A 24695-nucleotide genomic window follows, 5' to 3' on the forward strand; every position below is an offset into this window, starting at 1 on the left:
AACCTCTCAAAAAAAGTCTAGACGGTTATAGTATAACCATCTAGACCCTATTCTTACTTCTCTTCTTTCAAGCTTAATTTTAAGTTCAGTTCTTCAAGCTGCGCTTCTGCAACTGGGCTTGGAGCTTCTGTTAATAAGCAGCTTGCGCTTGCTGTTTTCGGGAATGCAATTGTATCACGAAGGTTCGTACGGCCTGCAAGCAGCATAACAAGACGATCTAAACCTAATGCAATACCGCCGTGTGGTGGTGTACCGTATTCGAATGCTTCTAATAAGAATCCGAATTGCTCTTGCGCTTCTTCTTGTGAGAATCCAAGTGCTTTGAACATTTTTTCTTGTACGTCACGCTCGTAAATACGAAGTGATCCACCACCAAGCTCATAACCGTTTAATACAAGGTCATATGCTTGTGCACGTGCTTTTTCTGGTGCTGTTTCTAGTAACTCAACGTCTTCACGGAATGGCATTGTGAATGGGTGGTGAGCTGCGAAGTAACGATCTGCATCTTCATCGTACTCAAGAAGTGGCCAATCAGTTACCCATAGGAAGTTAAATTTACTTTCATCAATTAACTCAAGCTCTTTACCTAGACGTAAACGAAGTGCGCCTAAGCTATCTGCAACAACGCTCTTCTTATCTGCTACGAATAGTAATAAGTCGCCAGCAGTAGCTTCTAATGTGCTCATTAACACATTTGCATCTTCTTCACCGAAGAATTTCGCAATCGGTCCTTTTAGGCCGTCTTCTTCAACTTTAAGCCAAGCTAGACCTTTTGCACCGTATACTTTCACGAATTCAGTTAATGCCTCGATGTCTTTACGAGAATATTTACTTGCAGCACCTTTTGCATTAATTGCTTTTACTTGTCCGCCGCTTTCTACAGCACTTGTAAATACTTTAAAGCCACAACCTGCAGCAAACTCAGATAAGTCTGTTAGTTCCATTTCAAAGCGTGTATCTGGCTTATCAGAACCGTAGCGAGCCATTGCATCAGCATATTTCATACGAGGGAATGGTGCACTAACTTCTACACCTTTTGCATCCTTCATAACTTTCGTCATCATACGCTCCATCATATCTAAAATTTCATCTTGTGTTAAGAATGAAGCTTCGATATCGATTTGCGTGAATTCCGGTTGACGATCCGCACGTAAATCTTCATCACGGAAACAACGTGCTACTTGATAGTAACGCTCAAATCCGCCGACCATAAGAAGCTGTTTAAATAACTGTGGTGACTGTGGTAATGCATAGAATTCACCATCATGTACACGACTTGGTACTAAATAGTCACGAGCTCCTTCTGGCGTGCTTTTCGTTAAAATTGGTGTTTCTACTTCTAAGAACTCTTCTGTGTCTAAGAAGTTACGAATTGTTTTCGTTACGTCATGACGCATTTTGAATGTGTTAAACATTACTGGACGACGTAAGTCTAAATAACGATATTTTAAACGCACATCTTCTGATGCATCTGTATCATCAGCAATGATGATTGGCGTTGTTTTCGCTGCATTTAGTACATTTACTTTTGTTGCTTGTACTTCAATACGACCAGTTGCCATATTGTCATTAATTGCGCCTTCACCACGTTCAACAACTGTACCTTCTACGTGTAATACGTATTCGCTACGAATTGTTTCTGCTACTTCTAACGCTTCTTTTGATGTTTCTGGGTTAAATACAACTTGCACGATACCTGTACGGTCACGTAAGTCGATAAAGATTAATCCACCTAAGTCACGGCGTTTTTGTACCCAACCTTTTAATTGAACTGTTTGTCCAACAGCTTCTACTGTTACTTTTCCACATGCATGTGTTCTTTCAGCCACTGTAAGTTCCCCCTATATTAATTTCTCTGCTACGTATGAAGCAAATACATCTAACGCTACTTCTTCTTGTTCACCTGTTGCCATATCTTTTAAGTTAATGATGCCTTTATCTAGCTCATCTTCTCCTAATACAGCTACAAATTTCGCCTTTAGACGATCTGCTGATTTAAATTGTGCTTTCATTTTGCGATCTAAATAATCTTTTTCAACTGACAATCCAACTTTACGAAGATCGAACGCAACTTTTGCAGCATGGTCTTTCGCTTTTTCGCCAAGCGCCACAACGTAACAATCAATGCTATGTTCAAGTGGTAATTCAATGTTTTCAGCTTTTAGCGCCATAATTAAACGTTCAATACTCATTGCAAAACCGATACCTGGCATTTCTGGTCCACCGATTTCTTGTACAAGTCCGTTATAACGGCCACCACCGCTTAATGTAGTGATTGCACCGAAACCTTCTGCCTCACTCATAATTTCAAAAACAGTGTGTTGATAGTAGTCTAAACCACGCACTAAGTTCGGATCTTTTTCAAACGGAACATCCATCATCGTTAATAGTTGTTGAACTTTGTCATAGTATACTGCTGAATCTTCGTTTAAGTATTCTGTAATAGATGGTGCTGTTCCCATTAATTCATGGTTACGGTCCTTCTTACAGTCTAAAATTCGAAGTGGGTTCTTTTCTAAGCGAGATTGACAGTCAGAACAGAATTCGCCGATACGTGGCTCAAAGTGTGCGATTAATGCATCACGGTGTGCTTGACGGCTCGCTGCGTCACCTAAACTGTTTAATACAACTTTAATATTTTTTAAGCCCATGCCGCGGTAAAATTCAACAGCAAGTGCAATTACTTCTGCATCAATTGCAGGGTCATTACTGCCAATTGCTTCGATACCGAATTGTACGAATTGACGATAGCGACCTGCTTGTGGTCTTTCATAACGGAACATTTGACCGATATAGTATAATTTCGTTGGTTGTGTCGCATCACCAAACATTTTATTTTCAACGTAAGAACGTACAACAGGTGCAGTACCTTCTGGACGTAATGTTAAGCTACGCTCTCCACGATCTTGGAATGAGTACATTTCTTTTTGTACGATATCTGTCGTATCACCAACACCGCGTAAAAATAGCTCAGTGTGTTCAAAGATTGGTGTACGAATTTCTTTATAATTGTAACGACGGCAAATTTCGCGTGCTTGCCCTTCGATATACTGCCATAACTCAACAGTGCCTGGAAGAATATCTTGCGTTCCGCGTGGGATTTGAATAGACATATTCAGTTCCTCCTCAAATTGTTTTAATCTTAATAAAAATAAAAAAACTCCCGCCTCTACTGTTTAAACAGTAGGGACGAGAGTATTATACCCGTGGTGCCACCCTAATTGAAGCACGTATGCTTCCACTTTTTTAATAACGCTTAAATATGCGTTCATCCCTACTAAGCATATATGCCGTTCAAGTTGAAACCTCTAGAGTGTCATTCAATCAGTCATCATGCAGAAATGTTTTCAGCCTAAGACATTCCTTCTCTTTCCATGTGTGTCTCATTTACTCTTCTCTATCAACGGTTATATTCATATGTAAATATAAAATTACTATACGTTTGTTAAGTAGGATTGTCAAGTGCTCTAAGAACGTTCAATCTGCTTCTTTAAACGCTTTACATCTTGAAGAGAAATCCCAAACTCGGAAGCAAGCTCCATTGAAGTATTGTTTTGCTCTTTTGAAATAAAATCATGAAAATTCACGTTAAACAGTTGATTTGCACCATTTGTAACAGAATGCCCTTTTTCATTCATACGCATACGTATATCCCTCACATTCAATATGGATGTTTTACTTTTTATTGTTCCATATTGATGAGAGAGTTATACATAACCGAAACTGCTATTGATTCCAAATAAATGAACAAAACATACAACAATGTATAAAAAAGAGAGGATTATATAACCCTCTCTTTTTTATCAACACTATTTACTTTCTACAATTAAGGTCACCGGACCATCATTGATCAAAGAAACGTCCATCATTGCTCCAAACTTTCCTGTTTCCACATGTAATCCTTGTTTACGAACTTCTTCATTAAAGAAATCGTATAAACGCTCTGCATAGTCAGGTTTCGCAGCATCCATAAAGTTTGGACGTCTGCCCTTGCGGCAATCTCCGTATAATGTGAATTGCGAAATAGATAGAACTTGTCCTTCTACATCAAGTACAGAATGATTCATCTTTCCGCTCTCATCTTCAAAAATACGTAAGTTTGCAATTTTTTCCGCAATGTAAGTTGCATCCTTTTCTGTATCTTCGTGCGTAATGCCAACTAGTAATGTTAAACCGAACGGAATTTGTCCTACGATCTCACCGTCTACTGTGACAGACGCTTTCTTCGATCGTTGTAAAACAACTCTCATCTTTCTACACTCCCTATTAATGCATCATGCGTCGTACTGCATAAATTTCTGGAACGCGTTTAATGCGTTCTACTACTTTTTTCAAGTGTTGTAAGTTACGAATCGAGATTGACATATTAATTGTTGCCATCTTATTACGGTCACTTCTACCAGAAACAGCTGAAATGTATGTTTTCGTCTCTGTAACAGCTTGCAGTACTTCATTTAATAAACCGCGGCGATCGTAACCTGAAATTTCAATATCAACGTTATACTCAATTTCTTTTTCAGGGCTACCTTCCCACTCTACCTCTAATAATCGTTCTACAGCTTCTTCTGTATGAACATTTACACAATCACGGCGGTGAATTGATACACCTCGGCCTTTTGTAATATACCCAACGATATCATCGCCCGGAACTGGGTTACAGCATTTCGATAAACGGATTAATAAATTATCAGCACCGCTTACCTTTACACCAGAATCCCATTTTCGAATTTTCATCGGTTTACGGACTTCTTTAACTTCAACAATTTCTTCTTCTTCGCGTTGTTTGCGGAACTTGTCCGTTAGTCGCGTAACAATTTGCGAAGCTGTAATTCCGCTATATCCAACTGCTGCAAACATATCTTCTTCATTTGCAAAGTTAAATTTCTCAGCGACGCGTTTTAAGTTATCAGGCGCTAATACTTCTTTCATCTCATACTCTAGACCACGTACTTCCTTTTCAACAAGTTCACGGCCTTTTTCAATATTTTCGTCTCTACGTTGTTTCTTAAAGAATTGACGAATTTTATTTTTCGCATGAGATGTTTGAGCAAGTTTTACCCAATCTTGACTTGGGCCATATGAATGTTTCGACGTTAAAATTTCAATGATATCGCCGGTTTTTAATTTATAATCCAGCGTTACCATTTTCCCGTTTACTTTTGCACCAATTGTTTTATTCCCAATTTCCGAATGGACACGATACGCGAAATCAATTGGAACCGATCCAAGTGGTAATTCCATTACATCGCCTTTCGGTGTAAAGACGAATACCATGTCAGAGAATAAATCAATTTTTAATGACTCCATAAATTCTTCTGCATTAGAAGCTTCATTTTGCCATTCTAATATTTGACGGAACCACGTGAGTTTCTTCTCTAATGTACCTGTTGTTTCTGCTGTTTTTCCTTCTTTGTATGCCCAGTGTGCCGCGATCCCGAATTCTGCAATTTCGTGCATTTCTTTCGTACGAATTTGCACTTCAAGTGGATCACCTTTCGGTCCAATTACAGTCGTATGAAGAGATTGATATAGATTTGCTTTTGGCATTGCAATATAATCTTTAAAACGACCTGGCATCGGCTTCCAGCACGTATGAATAATTCCAAGCACTGCATAACAATCTTTGATACTATTTACAACAACACGTACAGCTAATAAATCGTAAATTTCATTGAACTGTTTATTTTGCAGTGCCATTTTACGATAAATACTATAAATATGTTTCGGTCTTCCAGAAATCTCAGGTTGTATCGCAACTTCGTCTAATTTCTCACGAATACCAGTCATTACTTCCTCTAAATATTCTTCACGTTCTGCACGTTTACGCTTCATTAAATTTACAATACGATAATATTGTTGTGGATTTAAATAGCGAAGTGACGTATCCTCTAGCTCCCACTTAATAGTACTAATTCCGAGTCTATGTGCTAAAGGTGCAAAGATTTCTAACGTTTCATTCGCTATGCGACGCTGCTTCTCTTGAGGCAAATGTTTCAATGTACGCATGTTATGAAGACGATCAGCTAGTTTAATTAAAATAACTCGAATATCTTGAGCCATTGCAATAAACATTTTGCGATGGTTTTCTGCTTGTTGTTGTTCGTGAGATTTATATTTAATCTTCCCAAGCTTTGTAACACCATCAACAAGCATAGCAATTTCTTTATTAAATTCCCGTTCAATATCTTCTAACGTAATCTCTGTATCTTCCACTACATCATGTAAGAAACCTGCTGATACCGTAGCTGGATCCATGTGTAAATCAACTAAAATACCTGCAACTTGAATCGGATGAATAATATACGGTTCACCCGATTTTCTATATTGTTCGCTATGCGCATCACGTGCATATTCATAGGCACGTGTCACTAGCTCAATATCTTCATCCGCTAAATATTGACTTGCTTTCTCGAGTACCTGTTCAGCTGTTAGTACCTGCTCATTTGCCATCGAATCACCTTTTATTGAAAATTGACTTTATCTTTATTTAATAGAATAAATTATATTCTATCATTATAACCCAATGATTGTGAATTGTGAAAAGGAAAAGATTTTACTGACATTTCACCATAATTTTTTGTTCAATTATACAAAAGTACCCGCTCCTCTCCAAGAGATTCACGGGTACTTTTTATCACCGTAGTTTTACCTATATAGTGATTAGTATTTTTCTAATACTAATACATCGTAACCATCTAACATTTTACGACCATCTAAGTAAGTAAGTTCTACTAAGAATGCAATTCCTGCTACAACTCCGCCTAGCTCTTCAACTAACTTAATTGTCGCTTCGATTGTTCCACCTGTAGCTAATAGATCATCTGTAATTAATACGCGTTGACCTGGCTTAATTGCATCTTTATGGATTGTTAAAACATCTTTACCATATTCTTTACCGTAGTCAACTGTAATTACTTCACGTGGTAATTTTCCTAATTTACGAACTGGCGCAAATCCTACTTCTAACGCATAAGAAACTGGGCAACCGATAATAAAACCACGAGCTTCTGGTCCTACTACAACATCGATATCTCTTTCTTTTGCGTACTCTACGATTGCATCTGTTGCTGCTTTGTATGCTTTACCGTCATTCATTAAAGGTGTAATGTCTTTAAACACAATACCTTCTTTCGGATAATCCGGTACAATTGCGATATGTTGCTTGAAATCCATATTTCTGAATCCTCCTCAGATCTAAAAGGTTTGTAAATACAAATCCTTTACCCTAACTGTTCTACTTCTTTATGATTACGAATCGTTTCAAACCATGTATATAGTTGCTGATATGTGCTATAAACCAATTCTTTTTCTAATTGTAAGTGGTTCATTTTTTCACGATATGTGTTCGATTCAATTAAATCACGCTTTTGTTTTTTGTCTGCCATAAAAATGACGCCATCTTTTATTGTAACAAATTCTAACTCAAAAAACACCTGTGTCATGAAATTTACTGTATCTTTTGACCAACCTTTATGACGACATAGTTGTTCTCCATATTGCCTTAAAGAAAATGGTGTTTTTTGGCTTAAGAAAGAATAGTACCATTTAAAGTGTTCTCTCGTCGGAACTGTACTAAATAAGTGGTTATTCTCTTGATAAAATAGCGTATAAATTCGCGCTGGGAATCCTACTTTAAAGAGCTCACGTAATTCATCTGTTCCTTTTGGTAAATCAAGTAACACGATATATTGATCATCTAAATGCGTTACTTCTGAAGCATGCATGAGCTTTTCTTTATAGCTCTCTAAAGAAAATTTATTCAATACCTCTTCAGAAAAATACACCATTGTTATTTTTTCTTTCGGAAGTTCTGCTAAATTTGCTTCTGCATTACGCATACTACGCCAATCAAATAATTGCCACGCCTCTACAGCAATATCTTGTACCATTAGTTGTGGCTTCTTAAAATTATTCCATTCATTGATGGATGCTTCTCCTATTACAGATACTTTTGCAACTGGAGAGATTTCTTTCGCATATGCACCAAAACCAAATCCAATTGTATCCAGTGTTGCTTGTCCATCACGAAGAGCCATTTTTAAATGAGAACCATCTGATCCGATTGCGCGAATGCTTTCTAACTCTGCATCTTTTACTGCAATACGTGGTTTCGGATTTCCAATACCAAACGGGGCTAGTTTTTGCATATCTTCAATTGCCGCTAGCGTTACATCCTCTACTTTGCAAAAAACATCAACTGCTGTAATTGGAATAAAATCTTCTTCTGTTAAAATCGCATCTGCTTGTTCATTTAATCGGCGACGTAATTCATCTACATCATTCATATGTAGCGTCATTCCCGCTGCCATCGGATGCCCTCCGAAGTGTGGCAATAACTCTCTACAATCTGATAAGTTTGCAAACAAATCAAATCCTGCAATACTACGTGCTGAGCCTTTTGCTGTTTCTTTTATAGGATCGATACTTAATACAATCGTCGGACGATAAAAACGTTCAACTAATTTAGAAGCAACAATTCCAATTACCCCTGGGTTCCAGCCTTCTTTTGCAAGTACTAATACTTTGTTTTCTTCTGGCGGGAAGTTATTTTCAACTTCAGCGATAGCCTCTTCTGTAATTTGCTTTACAATATCTTTTCGCAGTTTGTTCAGCTCATCAATTTCTTCAGCTAGCTCTTTCGCTTCCTCTGGATCATCTGATAATAAAAGGTGTACAGCCGGCGCAGCATCTTCTAAACGCCCAACCGCATTAATACGAGGTGCAATTGAGAAGCCAATACTCTCTTCAGTAATTTCACTTTGCGAAACGTTAGCAACTTTAAACAATGCCTTCAAACCAATATTTCTTGTCATACGCATATGTTTTAAACCGCGTTTCACTAGCAACCTATTTTCACCATGAAGTGATACTAAATCGGCTACTGTACCGATTACTGCGATCTCTAATAAATGTTCTGGTACACGGCCTAATAGTGCATGCGCAACTTTAAACGCAACACCTACACCAGCTAAATAGTGAAACGGATATACACCGCCATCTAATTTCGGATGTATAATCGCAAGTGCTTCTGGCAATTCTGGCGGTGGCTCATGGTGATCTGTAATAATTAGATCTATTCCAAGCTCTTTCGCTACATTCGCTTCATGTACTGCTGCGATGCCAGTGTCAACAGTAATAATCAGTGAGAACCCTGCGCTATGCGCCCAACGAAACGCTTCTTCGTTCGGCCCATACCCTTCTGTAAAACGATTTGGAATGTAAAATTCTACTTCTGCACCTAATTCTTGAAGAGCAAGATATAAAACCGTCGTACTACTTACTCCGTCCGCATCGTAATCACCAAATATTAATATTTGCTCCCCATTTTGAATCGCCTTATTTACACGTTCTACCGTTCTATCCATTCCTTCTAATAAAAATGGATCATGAAATTCTTGATTTTCTGTATTTAAAAAATCTAAAATCTTATCTTCTGTATCTAGTCCTCTACCGAGGAATAATGAAACGACAAGTGGCGATAACTGTAATTTACTTGCTAATTCACTCACTCGCTCGTCATTATATTCTTTTTCTTTCCAACGCGTCTTCGGTTGTAACACGAAATCACCCCTTAACCTGTTCATTATACAAGACAGATTAAGGGGTGACAATATAATGCAAACTACGATGCAATATCTATATACTAAAATGTTAATGATGTTTAATTTGGAGAATACGGATTTATATGTACGAATACATTTTGTACATTATCTTGTTTCATAAGTATTTCTTTCACATGTTTTCCAATACGGTGCCCTTCTTCTACAGTAATGTATGGATCTACAGACACTTTAATATCGACAATAACATAATGACCATGCTCCCGTGCATATAAAGAACCAATTTTTTTCACACCATCCACTTGAAGAACTGCTTCTCTAAGCGGAATAACATCCTCCTCATGAAGAACATGGTCAAGCGTTGCATGAATTGCTTCCGCTCCAATGTTCCATGCCATTTTTACAACAAGAAGTGAAACAACTAATCCCGCAATTGGATCAGCGTATACAAGCCAGTCTATACCAAGCTTACCACCTATTATAGCTGCACAAATACCGATTAAAGCTGCAATTGAAGAAAATACATCCGAACGGTGCTCATATGCATTTGCAATAATTGCATCACTGTTTACTCTTTTCCCTAATCGGAATTTATATTGAAACATTCCTTCTTTCACGACGATTGAAAGAACAACAGCAAATATCGTAATTCCTTTCGGCGGTTCTAGTTCTTGCGAAAAAGCTTTTATAGACGAAATCGCGATTTCAAGTCCCACAATAAATAATAATACCGCAACAATAATCGCTGAAATCGATTCCGCTTTACCATGACCATACGGATGATCCTCATCAGGTGGCTGCTTTGCCGCTCGCAGTCCAAAAAGTACAGCTAGCGAACCTATTACATCTGATGCAGAATGCACGGCATCCGCTAATAGCGCTTTACTGTTCCCAATATAACCAATTACCGCCTTTACAATCGCTAATATAATATTACCAACGATCCCGACAATAGCACCAAACTCGGCCTGTTTAAAACGTTCATCTTTTTCCATAATTAAAATCCCTTCTTTTCTTAACCTATCTTTTTATTTTAACAAAAACAGCGATAACACCACCACTTTCTTCCATCTTCTTTCTGTTAAAAAGTTGCTATCTTATTGTATCCACAAACGAAAAAAGAGATGCCTCATAAAGAGACATCATCTTTTCTATACTTGCGGTTCAGATTCTACTTTCTCAACCTTCTTCTTGTTTTTTCCCTTTTTCAAACGACGGTTTTCAAGCATTAACCAAATTTGAGAGGCAACGAAAACAGAAGAGTACGTACCTACAATTAATCCAACAAGTAACGCAAACGAGAAGTTACGTAGTGACTCACTACCGAAGATAAGCAGTGCAATTACTGGGAATAACACTGTTAATACGGTGTTAATCGAGCGACCAAGCGTTTGGCGAATACTTGCATTTACGATTTCTTCTAGATCTTTTATATCGCGCACTCGTTTTTTCTGTTTGTATAATTCACGGTTTCTATCAAATGTAACAATCGAGTCATTAATAGAATAACCGATGATTGTTAGTACTGCAGCGATAAACGTTAAGTCTACCTCTAGTTGGAAAATACTAAACATAACAATCATAACGAATGCGTCATGTAATAATGCAAGCACTGCAGATAACGCATACGTAAATCGGAAACGAATACTTACGTATAAAATGATAACCGCAGAAGCAATTAATACTGCGATAAATGCATTTCGTGCAATTTCTTTACCAATTGTCGGTGAAACTGTACTTACGTTTGGATCTGTACCATATTTATCGTGGAAGAATGTTTTTGTTTTCGCAATTTCATCTTTTGATAAAACACCTAATGTACGAACTGCGAATCCTTTATTGTCATCTCCAGTCGGTACAATATTTTCTTCCTTCACATCAATGTTCAATTCTTTAAAATCTTTATGAATATCAGACACAGTAACGGCTTGTTTTGATTGCAAGTCAATACGTGTACCACTGGCAAAGTCAATACCAAGGTTCAATTTGAAAATTGGTAAGATAATTGCTCCTGCAATTACAACTACAATCGAGAAAATAAGGAATTTATGACCGATATTTACGAAATTAATACGATCAAATCTCGTTGGCGGATGTACTACACCTTTTGTTAATGGAATAATATCCTTTTGTTTCACACCAAAATATCCTGGTTTTTTATCAAAGTAACGGCTCTTTACAAGTAGACCTAGTAAGAAACGAGTACCGAATACGTTCGTAATAAAACCAACTAAAATACTTACGATTAAACTTGTTGCGAATCCTTTTACAGAGCTATTACCATAAACGAATAACACACCAGCTGCTGCAAGAGTCGTAACGTTTGCATCTAGAATTGTTGCTAATGAACGATGGTTACCAGCACGGAATGCCGACATCATTGACTTACCAATTTTCAGCTCTTCTTTCAGTCTCTCGTACGTAATAATATTCGCATCAACTGCGATACCTACTCCGAGCACTAACGCTGCAATACCTGGCAACGTAAGAACTGCATGCATCCAGTTAAAGACAAGTAATGTAACGAAAATGTATAAACCTAACATAATAACCGCTACAAGTCCTGGTAAACGGTAGAATACAAGCATAAATAAGAAAATAAGAGCGATACCAATCGCACTAGCGAAAATCGTTTGCTCTAACGCTTGTTGACCAAACTTCGCTCCAACAGATGTTGAATACATTTCTTTTAAATCAACAGGAAGTGCACCTGCATTTAATAAAGATGAAAGTTGTTTCGCACTTTCAACTGTGAAGTTTCCACCTACGATAGATACTTCAGCTTGGTTAAATACTTGGTTTACTGTTGCTGCTGATAAGAACTTCGGATTCGGTTTTGCAGATTCTGCTTTATACGAATCTTTTCCTTCTTCAAAGTCAAGCCAAATTACCATTAAATTCGTTGGTGGTGGCATTTTTGAAATTTTTTCAGTTACTTCACGGAATTTTTCAGCGCTCTTTAGTGTAAGACCTACGCTCGCACGGCCTTGCTCATCAAATGTTTGCTTCGCTCCGCCGCCTTTTAAATCCGTTCCGTCCATAAGAAGATTATCATCTACATCACGGAATGTTAATTTCGCTTGTGTTGATAACATTTCACGTGCTTTTTGCTGATCTTGTACACCAGCAAGCTGTACACGAATTCGATCTTGCCCTTCGATTTGAATGTTCGGCTCACTTACACCGAGAACATTGACACGATTCTCAAGAGCACCTACTGTACTTACAAGTACGTCTCGATCGATTTTGTCACCTTTTTTGGCTGGTTTTACTTCATACAGAATTTCAAAACCACCGCGAAGGTCTAGTCCTAGACTAATTCCTTTTGCTATGTCTTTTCCTGCCGCACCAATTACTCCACCGATTAATAAAACGATGAGGAAAAAGGCGGCAATTCTCGTACCACGCTTTGCCATATGTACCCTCTTTCCGCTACTAACACTTTAAATAAATCTCTTACGATTCACTTTTACACGTGTGGATACGTCTAGTTAGTAGACTTCCTTTCTATAATTTTGCTAGCTCATCACTAGCTGTGCCGGTACGTTTTCACGATACCTGCACTTTCATTATTTGTTTTCTCTCTTCACTACCTCCTTTATATATGATCTTAGACATAATTATTTCCTGATTATCAATACCTATCATTATACTGCAAAAGGAAGAACAAACCAATTGCAGTCGGTTATTTATTTTCATATTCATCAAATGACCAAAGTGGCGCTTGGTAAGCTTCAACAGTTAAATATGTCATATATTCATTAGTACTTACTGTTAATACGTCATTAACTAATTCATACAATCTAACATCGCTGTCTATCTTCTTCCACTTTTTCACTTTAAGAAACTTCCAAATGTCATCATCTGTCACCCTGTCGTAGCCGAACATTTGAAACTCTTCTACTTTACTTTCTAAAACGACTTGTAACTGTCCGCGGTATGATTCTACCAAAGCCTCTCTATCTAACATCTATAACATCTCCTTCTTATTTCGCACGAAAAGTCGCTTTTATTCCCGCTCTAATGGACAGCAATAACTACTTTCAAGAGCACTATCATACTTCACTCTCTTAAATGCTTGTCATTCTTGTCTCGTACGTGCATATAAATTATTGTAAATCATTCCATTGATTTTGAGAAGGTAGGAGAAGAACATGACGAGACAAAGCTTTTTAAAAGGCGCATTTATTTTAATGATAGCCGGCTTTATTACAAAAATACTCGGCTTTATCAACCGCATAGTAATGGCACGTATTTTGGGAGAAGAAGGCGTTGGTCTTTATATGATGGCCGTTCCTACATTCATTTTAGCAATTACATTGACACAAATTGGTCTTCCTGTCGCAATCGCAAAATTTGTAGCAGAAGCGGAAGCTGTGAACGATAAACAAAGAGTTAAAAAAATATTAACCGTATCACTAGCTGTTACATCCGTTATTAGTATTATTTTAACAATCGGAATTATGTTCCTCACACCTATTTTAGCAAAAACATTATTAACCGACGAAAGAACGTACTATCCATTAATGGCCATTTTGCCCGTTGTTCCTGTTATTGCTGTTTCTTCTGTTTTGCGTGGTTACTTTCAAGGGAAACAAAACATGAAACCTAGCGCTTATGCGCAAGTTCTAGAACAAGTCGTCCGCATTACCATTATTGCTATATGCATTCAATTATTTTTACCTTACGGCATAGAATACGCTGCAGCCGGCGCTATGTTATCAGCTGTTCTCGGTGAAGTTGCATCGTTATTATTTTTACTCACGTTATTTCAGCGAGAAAAACATTTATCAATACGCTCTGGATTTTTCACTACTGTAAAGGAAAGCAAAGGGACATTTTATTCTCTGATGGATATTGCCCTTCCAACTACAGGAAGTCGTTTAATCGGCTCCGTTTCATATTTTTTTGAACCTATTGTCGTTATGCAAAGCTTAGCAATTGCTGGTGTCGCTGCTTCTGTTGCAACTCAGCAATACGGTATATTAAACGGTTATGCATTCCCGCTTTTATCACTACCCGCCTTTATTACATACGCTCTCTCTACAGCGCTCGTCCCTTCTATTAGTGAAGCAATGGCAAAAAGACAACATAAATTAGTGGAGCACCGTTTACAACAAGCACTTCGAATTTCATTAATTACCGGCGGATGGTCTGTCGTTATATTATACGTATTCGCTTCTCCTGTTTTAACTCTTATGTATGGGTCAGACAGTGCAACAGCATTCATTCAACTTCTTGCGCCTTGCTTTTTATTTCATTATTTCCAAAGTCCACTTACCTCTGTTTTGCAAGCTTTAAACTTAGCAAGAGCTGCAATGATGAATACATTTATTGGTGCCATCGTGAAATTAATCGTTATTTTTGTACTAGCATCAAGGCCAGAATTTCAAATGATGGGGGTTGCACTTGCTATTGCTGCAAATATTGTAACAGTAACATTTCTTCACTACGCTACTGTTTTAAAAAAGATTACATTTACCATTTACGCAAAAGACTATATTTTCGGCGGACTTGCCATCGGTATCGCAGGTGCCTTCGGTTTTTATCTTCATAAATATATTATTTTCTCTCATGCCCTTGGCATACAAACATTATGGGAAATCACTTTAACAACAATTGTTTATATCGTACTTCTCTTCACTTTCAAACTCATTCGAAAAGAAGAGTTAAGTCGTCTCCCTATCATTCGTAAACTTTCATTTTTGAAATAAGGTGAAACTTTAATCAGTGGGGTAATCTCCACTGATTATTAGTTACACTAATCATTCTTACTCTTTCAAAGAATAAGTCTCTAATTTTCTTTTAAATCAACAAAAAATTTTCCGTTTTGAAAACTACAATATAAAATTTGTGTTATATCGTTATAACCTAAGTTTTTTAATTTCTCAATAAGCCATTCATCTGTATGCTCAATCATTTGTAAATGACTAGATTGAATTTCTCCATCAATAATAAGAGGAAGCGTAAACTGCAATGTATCTTGTTTATTTTTTTGCTTTTGAAAGACAGATAACTTCCCAGACGGTTCCAAAATAGCATATTCTACATCCCGAATATCTCCAACTCCTTGTTCCCTTAATTGCATCATTAAATCATCAATATTATATCGTTGGTTTCTCATCTTTTTTTCATCAATCTTTCCCGCATTAATAATAATTGCTGGTTCCCCTTCTATTAAATGCCGAAATCGTTGAAACTTTAATGAAATGACTGACAAAATGATTTGTATGCACATAAGAAAAGTCATGGGAACTAATTGATGCCAAAGTGATTTATCGGTATTTTCAATTGCTACTACAGCCATTTCTCCAAGCATAATAAATACGACTAAATCTAATACACTTAGCTCTCCTATCTCACGTTTACCCATAAGACGAAAAATAATTAAGATGATGATATACAAAAGCATTGTCCGTCCAATTACCGATATCCATTCCATTTCTACATCTCCTTTTTTACGTATAGACTCCCCTATAAAAAAGAAACTAGTCTAACTTGAGCAAAAGGAAAATATGCTTGTATTAAAAAGGGGGAATGCATAAATGGATGGAACGAAAAAATTATCAACTGCAATTGGCTTCGGTATTGTTACGCTACTAATTCTCGCATCTATTACTAGTATGATTATGGCTCTTTTATTAAAGTTTACGAATATAAATGAAGGGACATTAACCGTTACTATTTTTATACTCGCTCTTTTATCTATGCTTATGTCTGGATTTACTGCCGGCAAAAAGGCTCAAGGAAAAGGTTGGCTAGTAGGTTTCACAACAGGGCTCACGTTCACTATACTCGTCTTTCTAGTTAACTATTTAGGCTTTTCTCAAACCTTATCGAACTCACAATTACTATATCAATTAGCATTAATGGGGGCGAGTACACTCGGTGGTATTTTCGGTGTAAATATGTCAAAGCAAAGTAACTAAAAAAGGCCCTGCACATTTCATGCAGGGCCTTCCACATTAGTTTTTCACAACTTCACGAATCGCATTGCGATCGAAAGTTAAGTGTGAACCACCAGATTTAATAACGATTTTTGTCTCATCTACTGATTCGATTGTACCGTGTAAACCACCGATTGTTACGATAGCATCACCTTTTGCTAACTCACTTTGCATTTGAGCAACTGCTTTTTGACGTTTTTGTTGCGGGCGAATTAATAAGAAATAGAAAATCGCAAACATCGCAACGATCATAACGATATTCATCATACCTGCATTCATCTTTTGTTCCTCCTTTTAAATTATGTATTAGAAGTTTTTAGCATTCGGTTTATTAAAGCCATACTGTTCAAAGAACTCTTCGCGGAAATCGCCAAGACGGTCTTCACGAATAGCTTGTCTCACCTGCTCCATTAAGTTTAACAGAAAATGAAGGTTGTGATAAGACGTTAAACGAATTCCGAACGTTTCATCACATTTCATTAAGTGACGAATGTACGCACGTGAGTAGTTTTTACATGTGTAGCAATCACAGTTTGGATCAAGCGGACCGAAGTCTCTTGCAAATTTCGCATTTTTTACAACAAGGCGACCTTCACTTGTCATACATGTACCATTTCGAGCGATACGAGTTGGAAGTACACAGTCAAACATATCAATACCACGAATTGCGCCATCGATTAACGAGTCAGGAGAACCTACACCCATTAAGTAACGAGGCTTATTATCTGGAAGAAGTGGTGTTGTAAACTCAAGAACACGGTTCATAATATCTTTCGGTTCACCAACAGATAAACCACCTACAGCGTAACCAGGGAAGTCCATTGAAACAAGATCTTTCGCACTTTGACGACGAAGCTCTTCGTACTCCCCGCCCTGTACAATACCGAATAAACCTTGATCTTGCGGACGTTCATGCGCTTTTAAGCAACGTTCTGCCCAGCGGCTCGTACGCTCTACAGATTTCTTCATATATTCAAAAGTAGCTGGGAATGGTGGACACTCATCAAATGCCATCATAATATCTGAACCTAATGCATTTTGGATTTCCATCGCTTTTTCTGGTGATAAGAATAATTTATCTCCATTTAAGTGATTACGGAAGTGAACGCCTTCCTCTTCAATACGACGGAAGTCACTTAAACTGAATACTTGGAAACCACCAGAATCTGTTAAGATTGCACGATCCCAGTTCATAAATTTATGCAAGCCGCCTGCTTCACGAATAATTTCATGACCTGGACGTAACCATAAATGATACGTATTACTTAAAATAATGCCAGAATCCATTGCTTTTAATTCTTCTGGTGACATTGTCTTAACTGTTGCAAGTGTACCAACTGGCATAAATGTTGGTGTATCAAATGAACCGTGCGGCGTATGCACACGACCTAAACGGGCACCCGTTTGTTTACATGTCTTAATAAATTCATAACGAATTGCTGTCATAACTTACTCCTTTTATTTGTTTCTCATTTTAGCGTGAGATGCAACGAACATTGCATCACCGAAGCTAAAGAAACGATATTTTTCTTTTACTGCTTCATTATAAGCATGAAGTACATTATCTCTATTTGCAAATGCACTTACAAGCATAATTAATGTTGATTTCGGTAAATGGAAGTTTGTAATTAAACCATCAATTGCTTTAAATTCATATCCCGGATACATGAAAATATCTGTCCATCCAGAAGCGGCGCAGAGCTTACCGTCATGATCTGTTGCAATTGTTTCTAACGTACGAGTTGATGTCGTACCTACAGTAATAATACGTCCACCATTCTCTTTCACACGATTTAATAATGCCGCTGTCTCTTCAGACATATGATAATATTCTGCGTGCATATGGTGTTCTTCAATCGTCTCTGCAGAAACTGGTCTAAATGTTCCAAGTCCTACGTGAAGTGTAATGAATGCTAACTGAACGCCTTTTTGCTTTAACTTCTCAAGTAACTCTTCTGTAAAGTGAAGTCCCGCAGTCGGCGCTGCTGCTGAACCGATTTCTTTCGCATATACTGTTTGATAGCGATCGCGATCTTCCAGCGTCTCTTTAATATATGGAGGAAGCGGCATTTCCCCAAGTTCATCTAAAATTTCATAGAAGATGCCATCATATGAAAATTCAAGCTGGCGTCCACCTTGATCTGCAGTTCCTGTGCAAGTTGCTTTTAATTTCCCTTCGCCAAAAGAGATAACAGTTCCTTCTTTTACACGTTTCGCTGGCTTTACAAGCGTTTCCCACTTATCACCTTCTTCTTGTTTTAAAAGAAGTACTTCAATGTGCGCGCCTGTATCTTCTTTCACACCGTGCAAACGAGCAGGCATAACTTTCGTTTCATTTAAAACTAAGCAATCCCCCTCATGTAAGTAAGAAAGAATATCCGTAAAATGTTTATGCTCAATATCACCTGTTTCACGGTCTAACACCATTAATCTTGATGTTTCACGATCTTCTAACGGGACTTGTGCAATAAGTTCTTCTGGTAAATGAAAATCAAACAGATTTATATCCATAGCTATATCCACCTATTTCTTATTTAAATCGATTTATTATATACATAATAAAAGATAATACAATACTTAACACAATACATGTAATGATAGGAAAATAAAAGGTAACGTTTCCTTTTTTCACAAAAATATCGCCCGGAAGCCTTCCAATGAGCTTCCAAGCTAATCCAACAACGATGAGTGAGATCCCGGCTGTAATAAGCAGCTTTGGCATCTCCGTCATACTTTTGGTATCTCCATTCCGAAATGTTCATACGCAAGCGGCGTTACAATTCGGCCCCTTGGCGTTCGTTGTAAAAAGCCAATTTGTAATAAATACGGCTCATACACATCTTCAATCGTATGAGATTCTTCTCCAATTGTTGCTGAAACCGTTTCTAATCCAACTGGACCGCCACGGAATTTCTCAATAATACCAAGCAGTAATTTATGATCAATATGATCTAGACCTAATTTATCTACTTGCAGTAGCTCTAATGCCATTTGTGTAATTTCCATCGTAACCGTTCCGTTACCACGAACTTGCGCGAAATCACGTACACGTCTTAAAAGACGATTCGCAATACGAGGTGTACCACGAGCACGTCTTGCAATTTCTAATGCAGCTAACGAATCGATTTCAACTTCAAATACTTCTGCTGTACGTTCAACAATCGCAGAAAGCTGATCTACTGTGTAGTACTCTAACCTTGAAAGTACACCGAAGCGGTCACGAAGCGGTGCCGATAATGCTCCAGCACGTGTTGTTGCTCCAACTAATGTAAATGGCGGTAAATCTAGGCGTACAGAACGTGCTGAAGGCCCTTTTCCAATTACAATATCAAGGCAAAAGTCTTCCATCGCAGGATACAATACTTCTTCAATTGATCTATGCAAACGATGAATTTCATCAATAAATAATACATCCCCTGGCTGAAGCGCTGTTAATACAGCAGCTAAATCTCCTGGTCTTTCAATTGCGGGACCTGAAGTTGTTCTAACATTAACGCCCATCTCATTGGCAATAATATTCGCAAGCGTCGTTTTACCAAGACCTGGTGGTCCATATAAAAGCACGTGATCTAACGTTTCTTCACGCATTTTCGCCGCTTCAATAAATACTTCTAAATTATGTTTTGCTTTATCTTGGCCAATATACTGACGGAGCGTCTGTGGCCGTAATGAATATTCTAAATCCGCATCTTCATATGCAGATTCCCCTGAAAGGAGACGTTCGTCCATTATACTCACCTCTTACCATTTAGTAAAAGACTAAGTGCCTTTTTAATATACTGATCCGTCGTTAATGATTCTTTTAATAACTCTGGTACAACACGAGAAACTTCGCGTTCTGCGTATCCAAGTGCGCGCAGAGCTTCCAGTGCCTCATCAAGCTCAGCTGATGAACCTTTCTTCTCATCAAAACGTTCTGTGTCTGAGAATAAATCAACAAATGCATCTGGTACTACATCTGCTAGTTTTCCTTTTAAATCTAAAATCATTTGGCGTGCTGTTTTCTTTCCGACGCCTGGGAATTTCACTAAAAACTTCTCATCTTCATGCTCAATCGCTTGAACGACCTGTCCTGTTTGACCAGAAGCTAAAATTGCAAGAGCTCCTTTTGGCCCAATGCCAGACACGCCTAACAACTTTGTAAATAATAAACGCTCTTCACGTGTTTTAAACCCGTAAAGTGCCATAATATCTTCTCTCACATAATGATATGTATAGACACGGATTTCTTGCTTACTTCTTTGAAATACATACGGATTTGGTGTGAAAATTTGATAACCAATTCCATTATGATCAATTACGACATATTCCGGCCCTACATACTCCACGTAACCTGTAACATATTCAAACAAAATACGATCTCTCCCTCTTAAATCATGTATTCCATTTTAACATATTTAATGATAGAAAAGCGAGACTGCCCCAACAAATGTTCTCCACTTGAAACTTCTGTTATTTTCCATTGACAGAAAGGTTAAAGCACCTTAATATACAGAAGTCGATAATGATTATCAATACTAATTAAAGGGGTTACATCAGGATGAAACGTAAGCTATTTATTTTATTTACTATTATGCTCGTTGTTCTTTCTATCGTTGGCTGTTCTTCTCAAAAAGAAGAATCGAAGGCAAAAGAAGAACCGAAAACAAAAGTTGTAAAACATGCTAAAGGTGAAGCTACAATTCCAGTAAATCCAAAGAGAATTGTTGACTTATCTGGATCAACAGAAGAACTATTACTTCTTGGACACAAACCTGTTGGTACAGCAAATACATATAAAGATAAAATCCAAAATCACTTAACAGACAAGTTAGATGGAGTAAAAGCAGTAGGTTGGTACTGGGCACCTAAAGTTGATTTAGAAGCTGTTACTGCTTTAAAACCAGACTTAATTATTTTAAACAACCGTCAATTAAAAATTTATGATCAACTAGAAAAGGTTGCACCTACAGTTGTTCTAGAAACAAACTTAGAAGACTGGCGTGGTAAGTTTAAAGAAGTAGGTAAGCTATTTGACGAAGAGAAGAAAGCAGACAAATGGATTGCAGACTACGATAAGAAAGCAGACTCTTTATCTAAAAAAATTAAAGAGAAAACAAAAGATGAGAACTTTATGTTCGTTGCAGTTACACCACAAAACTTCCGTGTATACGGCAGCTTCGGATACGGTGACATCATCTTTAATGACTTAAAACTTCCAGCAACAAAAGGTACGGATTTAAAACAAACGATGGCGCAAGTATCACTCGAAGGTCTAGTTGCATTCCAGCCTGATCAAATGTTTATTGTAAACTTCGGCGGCGAAGCTGATAAAGTTTACGAAGACTACAAAAACAGTGCCGTTTGGAAAGACAATAAAGCAGTTAAAAACAATCACGTATATGAAGTATCAAATGAAGTCTTCAATACGAAAGCATTCAATCCAATCGGAAAAGATATGCTAATTGATGAAATCGCAAAAGAAATTTTAGCTAAAAATAAATAAGAAAAAAAGCAGCTCACCATGAGCTGCTTTTTTTCTTACTTTGAACTGCGTATTGCTTCATTTTTTCAATCGTCTTCACAAAACCTTCTTTTGATTTAATACGAATGCCACGTTTCAATTTCGCACGTTCATAGCTCTCAAGCTTTTTCATATCAATTTGAAAGAAAGAATGGATCGCATTATCACTTTTCGGTACACCTTTGAAAATTTGTAATATCCCTTCCTCTGAAACACCAAAATACCCGCTCGTTTTCAATAACGGAGAAATATCATCAACTTTCTTTTGCAATACAATTTGTACATCATCACGATCAACGAGCTGCCATTCTTTATACTGCTGTAAAAACTTTTCTAAACCCGTCACTTTTTCTGTAAGTATTTCTTCGCTTACTTCGCCATCAACATACATACGCTCTAATAAAATTGTAACCTCAGGTTCTTTTTTCGTTACTTCTGGTACTGGCCCTTCCGCCTTCACATTCGTTTCATAAACGAAACAAAACATCATAACGAAAGCTTGCATCGCAATCAGTATCCATTTCATTTCCGTTCACCTCTTTTAGGCAAAATCAAACTTTCATTAGTAGTTTTTCCGGAAATGGGGGTTTTATCCATATTACATTTCTTTTGAAAATATAAAAAATGCAGATAAGGATTCACCTCATCTGCATGTATCATTTACTTTTATATAAAATGAAAGACGCCTGCAAAGCAGGCGTCTTGATGCGTTTACGGCGAGAGACCAGGCGACCACATTCGCGTGTTTAGCACTTAAGCATATCTCTCGTCTTACGTAAATTAGCTCATCGCTTTGCTAATATAACATTAATAAAGTATAAGTGCAACATGTTTATAAAAATATTTTATTTCCTCTTTCATCCAAATTATTTTATGTAAATTATAAATTGATAATCGCAATATATATATTACAATTAATGTGACAGCGAAATCATAATAAGCAGGGGATGAATATTATGAAAAAAATAAAGGATGAACGCCTCATTCTTCAAATGTTAAAAAACATACGTATTGTCTTTCTTTTTCAATACATTGGCGTAGTTGGAATTTTAGGCTATATCGGATTCACTGAAGGCATTGATCAAATTACGAAATCTCCATTGTGGCTATTATTTATGTTTACAAGTATTTTACTTGCTTATTTACAGTTAAGTGTTTCAATTGATGTAGAAGAAGGCGAAAAGGAAATACAGTTAACTCCTTATTATAAACTTGTCTTCCGCTCCCTTATTGTAGGAATCGTTATGGCTATTATTTATATTATTTTCAGTCCAGAAAGACCACTGTTTGAAGCTATTTTAACAGGTAGTATTCTTTTCATATGCTTTTTAGTTTCTTATTCCGTTAGTTATTTTATTAAAAAACGTCGCTTACAAGACAACGATGAATAAAGAGGAAGGGCTATCCCTTCCTCTTTTGTTTTGTTATCGCACTGTACCAGTTAAACCGTAACGAATGTCTCGGAACATATTCACTATGTCACGATTAAAATCGTTTGTAACTGTACCGTTACGTAGACGCGTACTCATTGCATCGACACGAGTAAACATATCATTTCTTACAGAAACATATACGTTTCTGTTTCCAACTTCATTTGAAACCGCTTGACGAATTTCGTTCGCCATCGCCGTTTCATTTGTCACTGTGTTACGTGGTTTTACCGCAATCGCTACATCGTTTCCATATACAACTGTAGACACACGGTCTACGTTATTCATACGTTTCACACGATTTGTTATTCTTTCAGCTGTTTTACCATCATTGTTAATGTATGAATTGTTCATTGTAATATTACGAGTTGGATGCGGATTAGCAATTTGTCCATTGTAATTTACATCTCGATAATAATTGTATCCTGTATCGTTACGACCATTTCTATATGTTACATAATCTGTATAACGATCATTACGTGTCACATTATCACGATACTGGTGTGTATCATTATAAGATGTACGCTCGTAATTGTAGTTACGTCCATCCATTGCATTGTTATCTTTCGGTGTACCACATGCAGCTAATGCACTGGTAACTAACAAAGAAGCAGCAATCACTTTTACTTTCGTATTCAATACAAAAACCCCCTCTGTTAGAATGAGCTTCTCTACTGAAAAGCTCCCTCTTATGATGAGTAACCGAGAAGGTTTTTACACTGTTAATATTTCACTAGGAATTTTCTAGCACTTCATAAAAAAACTTCATTTTCTTAATTAACAGGAATGCAAAAAAGGCGGGAATACTCCCGCCTTTTTAAACTTCTTCTTCGTCCTCTTCTTCTGAAACGGGCTCTCCAAATACATTCGGTGGATCTGGTTGATAATACATCGTTCCTGGCTGTGGTGCATATGCAGACTGAGTTGGTTGATAATATAAAGGATTCGCATATTGCGGACCGCCTGGTTGTGGACTATATAGTCTACTTTCTCCTCCGCATCCACAATCTTCCTCACCCTGCACAAGCGGTGGCATATTATTATCCATTGGCATCATATTCGGGTTTGGCATAGACGTATATTGCGGTCCAAACGGCGCTCCTTGCTGATATGGCATTTGATATGGATTTGGTTGTTGATAATACGGATTCGGCGGCATCATGGGCTGTTGATACGGCATTTGATAGGGCATCATATTGGGTGGTTGATTGTTATCCATGATTGGCATCATATTCGGCATTTGATTGTTATCCAT

Annotated in this window: 23 protein-coding genes, 1 pseudogene and 1 other annotated feature; of the genes and pseudogenes, 4 read left to right on the plus strand and 20 right to left on the minus strand. The window is 37.4% G+C overall.

The features are described 5' to 3' along the window. Nucleotides 1-53: 53 nt before the first annotated feature. From aspS to MKY38_RS29070, 10 genes are all read right to left on the minus strand, one after another. Nucleotides 54-1829, minus strand: a complete 1776-nt coding sequence (aspS, locus tag MKY38_RS29025) for an aspartate--tRNA ligase (RefSeq protein WP_341050987.1) — start codon at nucleotides 1827-1829, stop codon at nucleotides 54-56. A 12-nt stretch (nucleotides 1830-1841) separates the two neighbouring features. Further along, nucleotides 1842-3113, minus strand: a complete 1272-nt coding sequence (gene hisS / locus MKY38_RS29030) for a histidine--tRNA ligase (RefSeq protein WP_065222825.1) — start codon at nucleotides 3111-3113, stop codon at nucleotides 1842-1844. A 69-nt stretch (nucleotides 3114-3182) separates the two neighbouring features. Then, nucleotides 3183-3413 (minus strand) — a binding site (T-box leader). Nucleotides 3414-3467: 54 nt separating this feature from the next. Beyond that, nucleotides 3468-3644: a hypothetical protein gene (locus MKY38_RS29035; protein WP_001242605.1), complete on the minus strand. Its 177-nt coding sequence runs from the start codon at nucleotides 3642-3644 to the stop codon at nucleotides 3468-3470. A gap of 165 nt (nucleotides 3645-3809) precedes the next feature. Further along, nucleotides 3810-4250: a D-tyrosyl-tRNA(Tyr) deacylase gene (locus MKY38_RS29040; protein WP_001266965.1), complete on the minus strand. Its 441-nt coding sequence runs from the start codon at nucleotides 4248-4250 to the stop codon at nucleotides 3810-3812. A gap of 16 nt (nucleotides 4251-4266) precedes the next feature. After that, nucleotides 4267-6450 (minus strand): GTP diphosphokinase, encoded by a 2184-nt coding sequence (gene relA, locus MKY38_RS29045; protein ID WP_065222824.1) that lies wholly within the window; start codon nucleotides 6448-6450, stop codon nucleotides 4267-4269. Nucleotides 6451-6660: 210 nt separating this feature from the next. Next, a complete protein-coding gene (locus tag MKY38_RS29050; protein WP_000346215.1) occupies nucleotides 6661-7173 on the minus strand; it encodes an adenine phosphoribosyltransferase in 513 nt (170 codons plus the stop codon). A gap of 47 nt (nucleotides 7174-7220) precedes the next feature. Further along, complete coding sequence (recJ, locus tag MKY38_RS29055) at nucleotides 7221-9560, minus strand: single-stranded-DNA-specific exonuclease RecJ (protein ID WP_065222823.1); 2340 nt, start codon at nucleotides 9558-9560, stop codon at nucleotides 7221-7223. 101 nt (nucleotides 9561-9661) lie between these two features. Then, entirely contained in the window at nucleotides 9662-10555 is an 894-nt protein-coding gene (locus MKY38_RS29060) for a cation diffusion facilitator family transporter (RefSeq protein ID WP_061457724.1), read from the minus strand. Between the two features lie 156 nt (nucleotides 10556-10711). Next, nucleotides 10712-12976: a protein translocase subunit SecDF gene (secDF, locus tag MKY38_RS29065; RefSeq protein ID WP_065222822.1), complete on the minus strand. Its 2265-nt coding sequence runs from the start codon at nucleotides 12974-12976 to the stop codon at nucleotides 10712-10714. 269 nt (nucleotides 12977-13245) lie between these two features. After that, nucleotides 13246-13530 carry a post-transcriptional regulator gene (locus MKY38_RS29070; protein ID WP_000886979.1) on the minus strand — a complete coding sequence of 95 codons (285 nt, stop codon included), beginning with the start codon at nucleotides 13528-13530 and terminating at the stop codon, nucleotides 13246-13248. 184 nt (nucleotides 13531-13714) lie between these two features. Between MKY38_RS29070 and spoVB the strand changes: the two genes are divergently transcribed. Beyond that, nucleotides 13715-15274, plus strand: coding sequence for a stage V sporulation protein B (gene spoVB, locus MKY38_RS29075; RefSeq protein ID WP_000198300.1), 1560 nt, complete (start codon nucleotides 13715-13717; stop codon nucleotides 15272-15274). Between the two features lie 80 nt (nucleotides 15275-15354). On the opposite strand, the gene MKY38_RS29080 is transcribed toward spoVB, so the two are convergent. Continuing rightward, nucleotides 15355-16002 (minus strand): DUF421 domain-containing protein, encoded by a 648-nt coding sequence (locus tag MKY38_RS29080; protein ID WP_065222821.1) that lies wholly within the window; start codon nucleotides 16000-16002, stop codon nucleotides 15355-15357. Between the two features lie 103 nt (nucleotides 16003-16105). On the opposite strand from MKY38_RS29080, the gene MKY38_RS29085 reads away from it, so the two are divergent. Next, complete coding sequence (locus MKY38_RS29085; RefSeq protein ID WP_000349148.1) at nucleotides 16106-16489, plus strand: TIGR04086 family membrane protein; 384 nt, start codon at nucleotides 16106-16108, stop codon at nucleotides 16487-16489. Between the two features lie 36 nt (nucleotides 16490-16525). Here MKY38_RS29085 and yajC read toward each other — a convergent pair whose 3' ends face one another. From yajC to ruvA, 6 genes are read right to left on the minus strand one after another with little or no spacing between them, the layout of a single operon-like run. Next, nucleotides 16526-16786: a preprotein translocase subunit YajC gene (gene yajC / locus MKY38_RS29090; RefSeq protein ID WP_000991115.1), complete on the minus strand. Its 261-nt coding sequence runs from the start codon at nucleotides 16784-16786 to the stop codon at nucleotides 16526-16528. A gap of 27 nt (nucleotides 16787-16813) precedes the next feature. Continuing rightward, on the minus strand, nucleotides 16814-17953 hold the full coding sequence (gene tgt, locus MKY38_RS29095; RefSeq protein ID WP_000125365.1) for a tRNA guanosine(34) transglycosylase Tgt: 1140 nt from the start codon (nucleotides 17951-17953) through the stop codon (nucleotides 16814-16816). Between the two features lie 12 nt (nucleotides 17954-17965). Further along, the gene (queA, locus tag MKY38_RS29100; RefSeq protein WP_065222820.1) at nucleotides 17966-19018 is read right to left on the minus strand and encodes a tRNA preQ1(34) S-adenosylmethionine ribosyltransferase-isomerase QueA; all 1053 of its coding nucleotides are present in this window, start codon (nucleotides 19016-19018) and stop codon (nucleotides 17966-17968) included. A 19-nt stretch (nucleotides 19019-19037) separates the two neighbouring features. Further along, complete coding sequence (locus MKY38_RS29105) at nucleotides 19038-19238, minus strand: DUF2905 domain-containing protein (RefSeq protein WP_114556155.1); 201 nt, start codon at nucleotides 19236-19238, stop codon at nucleotides 19038-19040. Then, a complete protein-coding gene (gene ruvB, locus MKY38_RS29110; protein ID WP_000344449.1) occupies nucleotides 19235-20236 on the minus strand; it encodes a Holliday junction branch migration DNA helicase RuvB in 1002 nt (333 codons plus the stop codon). The genes MKY38_RS29105 and ruvB overlap by 4 nt, the downstream gene beginning before the upstream one ends. Nucleotides 20237-20241: 5 nt before the next feature. Continuing rightward, nucleotides 20242-20859: a Holliday junction DNA helicase RuvA gene (ruvA, locus tag MKY38_RS29115; RefSeq protein ID WP_000464511.1), complete on the minus strand. Its 618-nt coding sequence runs from the start codon at nucleotides 20857-20859 to the stop codon at nucleotides 20242-20244. Between the two features lie 188 nt (nucleotides 20860-21047). On the opposite strand from ruvA, the gene MKY38_RS29120 reads away from it, so the two are divergent. Beyond that, nucleotides 21048-21992 carry an iron-hydroxamate ABC transporter substrate-binding protein gene (locus tag MKY38_RS29120; protein WP_065222818.1) on the plus strand — a complete coding sequence of 315 codons (945 nt, stop codon included), beginning with the start codon at nucleotides 21048-21050 and terminating at the stop codon, nucleotides 21990-21992. A 13-nt stretch (nucleotides 21993-22005) separates the two neighbouring features. Here MKY38_RS29120 and MKY38_RS29125 read toward each other — a convergent pair whose 3' ends face one another. Next, complete coding sequence (locus tag MKY38_RS29125; protein ID WP_114556154.1) at nucleotides 22006-22536, minus strand: BofC C-terminal domain-containing protein; 531 nt, start codon at nucleotides 22534-22536, stop codon at nucleotides 22006-22008. 430 nt (nucleotides 22537-22966) lie between these two features. On the opposite strand from MKY38_RS29125, the gene MKY38_RS29130 reads away from it, so the two are divergent. Continuing rightward, entirely contained in the window at nucleotides 22967-23401 is a 435-nt protein-coding gene (locus tag MKY38_RS29130) for a hypothetical protein (protein WP_006926728.1), read from the plus strand. Between the two features lie 33 nt (nucleotides 23402-23434). Here the strand turns inward: MKY38_RS29130 and MKY38_RS29135 are convergent, their stop codons facing one another. Both MKY38_RS29135 and MKY38_RS29140 read right to left on the minus strand, forming a co-directional pair. Then, entirely contained in the window at nucleotides 23435-24079 is a 645-nt protein-coding gene (locus tag MKY38_RS29135; protein ID WP_001093537.1) for a YhcN/YlaJ family sporulation lipoprotein, read from the minus strand. Nucleotides 24080-24257: 178 nt separating this feature from the next. After that, nucleotides 24258-24695, minus strand: a pseudogene (locus MKY38_RS29140) (peptigoglycan-binding protein LysM); the annotation flags it as partial.

Origin of the sequence: Bacillus sp. FSL R5-0585, from assembly GCF_038004545.1 — a bacterium.
GTDB classification, from domain to species: domain Bacteria; phylum Bacillota; class Bacilli; order Bacillales; family Bacillaceae_G; genus Bacillus_A; species Bacillus_A cereus.

Coding starts and splice junctions, on each gene's coding strand:
- hisS (WP_065222825.1), bottom strand. CDS start 3,113: ATGTCTATTCAAATCCCACGCGGAACGCAAGATATTCTTCCAGGCACT.
- MKY38_RS29035 (WP_001242605.1), bottom strand. CDS start 3,644: ATGCGTATGAATGAAAAAGGGCATTCTGTTACAAATGGTGCAAATCAA.
- MKY38_RS29040 (WP_001266965.1), bottom strand. CDS start 4,250: ATGAGAGTTGTTTTACAACGATCGAAGAAAGCGTCTGTCACAGTAGAC.
- relA (WP_065222824.1), bottom strand. CDS start 6,450: ATGGCAAATGAGCAGGTACTAACAGCTGAACAGGTACTCGAGAAAGCA.
- MKY38_RS29050 (WP_000346215.1), bottom strand. CDS start 7,173: ATGGATTTCAAGCAACATATCGCAATTGTACCGGATTATCCGAAAGAA.
- MKY38_RS29060 (WP_061457724.1), bottom strand. CDS start 10,555: ATGGAAAAAGATGAACGTTTTAAACAGGCCGAGTTTGGTGCTATTGTC.
- secDF (WP_065222822.1), bottom strand. CDS start 12,976: ATGGCAAAGCGTGGTACGAGAATTGCCGCCTTTTTCCTCATCGTTTTA.
- MKY38_RS29070 (WP_000886979.1), bottom strand. CDS start 13,530: ATGTTAGATAGAGAGGCTTTGGTAGAATCATACCGCGGACAGTTACAA.
- spoVB (WP_000198300.1), top strand. CDS start 13,715: ATGACGAGACAAAGCTTTTTAAAAGGCGCATTTATTTTAATGATAGCC.
- MKY38_RS29080 (WP_065222821.1), bottom strand. CDS start 16,002: ATGGAATGGATATCGGTAATTGGACGGACAATGCTTTTGTATATCATC.
- MKY38_RS29085 (WP_000349148.1), top strand. CDS start 16,106: ATGGATGGAACGAAAAAATTATCAACTGCAATTGGCTTCGGTATTGTT.
- yajC (WP_000991115.1), bottom strand. CDS start 16,786: ATGAATGCAGGTATGATGAATATCGTTATGATCGTTGCGATGTTTGCG.
- tgt (WP_000125365.1), bottom strand. CDS start 17,953: ATGACAGCAATTCGTTATGAATTTATTAAGACATGTAAACAAACGGGT.
- queA (WP_065222820.1), bottom strand. CDS start 19,018: ATGGATATAAATCTGTTTGATTTTCATTTACCAGAAGAACTTATTGCA.
- MKY38_RS29105 (WP_114556155.1), bottom strand. CDS start 19,238: ATGACGGAGATGCCAAAGCTGCTTATTACAGCCGGGATCTCACTCATC.
- ruvB (WP_000344449.1), bottom strand. CDS start 20,236: ATGGACGAACGTCTCCTTTCAGGGGAATCTGCATATGAAGATGCGGAT.
- MKY38_RS29120 (WP_065222818.1), top strand. CDS start 21,048: ATGAAACGTAAGCTATTTATTTTATTTACTATTATGCTCGTTGTTCTT.
- MKY38_RS29125 (WP_114556154.1), bottom strand. CDS start 22,536: ATGAAATGGATACTGATTGCGATGCAAGCTTTCGTTATGATGTTTTGT.
- MKY38_RS29130 (WP_006926728.1), top strand. CDS start 22,967: ATGAAAAAAATAAAGGATGAACGCCTCATTCTTCAAATGTTAAAAAAC.